At 57.6% G+C, this 3,226-nt stretch carries 3 protein-coding genes; 2 read left to right on the top strand and 1 reads right to left on the bottom strand.

The window, feature by feature from the left end:
* On the bottom strand, positions 1–464 hold a 464-nt coding region (locus WA354_RS14905; protein ID WP_472813809.1), incomplete at its 3' end, for a GTP-binding protein.
* Positions 465–699: 235 nt separating this feature from the next.
* On the opposite strand from WA354_RS14905, the gene WA354_RS14900 reads away from it, so the two are divergent.
* On the top strand, positions 700–2,526 hold the full coding sequence (locus tag WA354_RS14900) for a lytic transglycosylase domain-containing protein (protein ID WP_472813808.1): 1,827 nt from the start codon (positions 700–702) through the stop codon (positions 2,524–2,526).
* 146 nt (positions 2,527–2,672) lie between these two features.
* A complete protein-coding gene (locus WA354_RS14895; protein ID WP_472813807.1) occupies positions 2,673–3,224 on the top strand; it encodes a hypothetical protein in 552 nt (183 codons plus the stop codon).
* Positions 3,225–3,226 lie beyond the last annotated feature (2 nt).

The following is a 3,226-nucleotide window of genomic DNA, read 5'->3' as shown; positions in this document are numbered from 1 at the left end:
AGCCCCACGGCCATCTCGATCGCCTCCTGCGTCCGCACAATGTCGGCCGAGGGCAGATCGATCTTGTTGATCACCGGAATAATGTCCAGCCCGTGATTGATAGCCAGGTAGGCATTCGCCAGTGTCTGCGCTTCCACGCCCTGGGTCGCATCCACCACCAGCAGCGCGCCTTCGCATGACGCCAGCGAGCGCGAAACCTCGTAGCTGAAGTCGACATGTCCAGGCGTGTCGATGAGGTTGAGTTGATAGGTTTGCCCATCGCGCGCCTTGTACATCATGCGCACCGCGTGAGCCTTGATGGTGATACCCCGCTCGCGCTCCAGGTCCATGGCGTCGAGAATCTGCGCCTGCATCTCACGACCGGTCACCGAGCCCGTCAATTCAAGCAGGCGGTCGCTGAGCGTCGACTTCCCATGGTCGATATGGGCAATAATTGCGAAATTGCGGAGGTATTTTACGTCCATCAGGGGTAGGTAATCACTGCAGGCCTGGTACTAAAGTCAGCGATGTCTCTAGGTCATAGCTTATCATCGGCATAGTGCCTTCCGCGTTTTGGGGTATAACCGTCTAATCGTCAAATCGATGCTCATTCCGTCAACTCCAACCAGTCTCTTGAATGGCAACAAGCGATTTACGAGACAAGGTCAAGTGTCGTCAAGGCACCAGCTGCCACGCATGATTTTGAATCACTTGAGGAGCTTGGGCTGTGTTGCGCTGGCCGTCTCGCTCCTGGGATGCGACCCGCCGAAACCAGCCGCCTCTGCAACCCCGGCTTCCCAGGCGCTCGCTCCCGGTGTTTCGGCGTCCGCTCCTCAACAAGCTCCTGCGGCGACTCCGCCTCCTCAACCCAGTGCGCCACCAGAACGCGTGCAGTCGCTCATCCAGCAGGTCGAAAAGGCCTACACCCTCGGCGAAGCCGCTTACAAACACGGCAACCTACCCGAAGCCAAATCGAATTTCGACAATGCCGTCGACCTCATGCTCTCAAGCGGCATCGACATCAAATCAACCCCGGCCCTCCAGGAGGAGTTCGACCGCATCGTCGATCAGATCAACGGGCTCGAGATGGAAGCGCTGAAGCAAGGCAACGGCTTCACGCCTAAAACCGAAGACACCCCCGCCGAAGCCGCCACCGACGTCACCTTTGTCGTCGATCCAAACATTGTGGCCAAGGCCAATGCCGACCTCGCCACAACCAAGTCCGACCTTCCCCTTGTCGTGAACGACTACGTCGCCGCCTACATCAACTTCTTCGCCAACACCACAAAGGGACACAATACCCTGCTTCACTCCTTCCAGCGTGCCGGCCGCTATCGCAATATGATTCAACGCGTGATGAGCGAGGAAGGCGTCCCCCAGGATCTCATCTATCTAGCCGTTGCCGAGTCAGGGTTCCAGCCCCGCGCCGTCAATGCAAAATCCCGCGCCGGCGGCATGTGGCAGTTCATGCCCCATGGCAACTACGGCCTGGTTCGCAACAACTACGTCGATGAGCGATTCGATCCCGAAAAATCCACTCGCGCCTATGCCCGTTACATGAAGTACATCTACGAGCAGCTAGGCGACTGGTACCTTTCCATGGCCGGATACGACTGGGGCACCGGCAACGTCCAGCGTGCGGTTGAGAAGACCGGCTACGCAGATTTCTGGGAACTCTATAAGCGCAACAATCTCCCCGGCGAAACCAAGAACTATGTTCCCGAAATCCTCGCCGCCATCATCATCGCCAACCACCCCACCCAGTACGGTTTCGACGACATCACCCTCGACCCGCCTGTCCTCACCGATACGTTGACCATCAACTACTCGGCCGACCTGCGCCTGGTCTCTGACATTGTCGGGGCTCCGGTTGACGAGCTCATCGCGCTGAATCCCAGCCTCCTGCGTCTCGTCACGCCACCCGACACCGAGTTCGATCTGCACCTGCCCGCCGGCACCGCCGCACTTTTCCGTGAGAAGATCGCCGCCATTCCTGAGAGCAAGCGCAACTCCTGGCGTTATCACAAGGTCACGCCGGATGACACTCTCGCCTCAATCGCTCACACCTATAGCGTTTCGGTTTCCGCACTCGCAGAAGCCAATCAGCTTGAGCAGACAGGCAAGCTCGATGGCGTTGAAGCGGTCGTCGTGCCCGTCGCTCCGGCAGCTTCTCCATCAGCGCACACCGTCTACTACACCACCCGCCGCGGCGACACCCTGGTCTCCGTCGCAGACCGGTTCGGCGTCTCCCTTACCCAGCTCCGCCGCTGGAACAAACTTCCCGCTACCGGCATCAAGATCCCGGCGGGCCATCGCCTCCACGTTGCCGAGCCCACCCTGGTCCGCACCAGCAGCAGCCACAGTCACCACGGAAAGGGAAAGACCAGCGGCACAACCCACGAGGCTTCCTCCGCTTCTCACAGCACTCGGTCGAAGACAAGCCACACGACCCACACCGGCAACTCCACATCGTCGAAAGACGCAAACAGCGCCGCTTCCACGAAGCACTCTTCGCATCCGAAGTCATCCACGCAAGCACAAAAATAATCGTCGTCCGTTTCTCTTCGCGTGTTTTGATAGCTTTTCGATAAGCGTTGTTGTTAGAATGACTCCGCATGCGGAGATTATTTTTTGCCGCAAAGCTGAGATGCAAACCCCTAAATGGGCAGCGGTAATCCGCTGGAGGCAATCGGATGGAAGATGTGATCAAGATGTACGCAATGAATGACGGTAATCCTGACTTGGAGCCGGCAGAGTTGAGCGCCGATCACGATGAACTGGAAGAGGACGAAGAAATTGAAACCTCAAACGTGCTCACCTCCTCCGACGACGACGATGTTGTTGTCGAAGAGGGCGTGATTATCACGGAAGTGGTTCCAGTACCCAACCCGGCCCGCAAGAAGGCCACCAAGAAAGCCCCTGCCAAGAAAGCCGCAGCCAAAAAGGCCCCGGCTAAGAAGGCAGCGAAGAAGGTAGCCAAGAAGGCAGCCCAAAAAGCTCCGGCCAAAAAGGCCGCAAAGAAGTCCGCCAAAAAAACCGCAGGCGCCAAGGGCGGAAAGGCCGCGAAAAAGTCCGCGGCTCCAAAGCGCGCCGGCAAAACCACAAAAAGAGGTAAAAAGTTGGCAGTTAAAAAAGCAGCAAAAAAGGCTCCCGCCAAGAAGGCAGCAAAGAAGAAAGCGCCTGCCAAGAAGGCGGCTAAGAAAGCAGTCAAGAAAGCAACCAAGAAGACTGCAAAAAAGAAGTAACC

Source organism: Occallatibacter sp., from assembly GCF_049802275.1.
Classification (GTDB): domain Bacteria; phylum Acidobacteriota; class Terriglobia; order Terriglobales; family Acidobacteriaceae; genus Telmatobacter.
This window is presented reverse-complemented; position numbering and strand designations above follow the sequence as displayed.

What these genes read in the sequence shown, in the direction of transcription:
- WA354_RS14895 (WP_472813807.1), top strand. Translation starts at nt 2,673, where the DNA reads ATGGAAGATGTGATCAAGATGTACGCAATGAATGACGGTAATCCTGAC.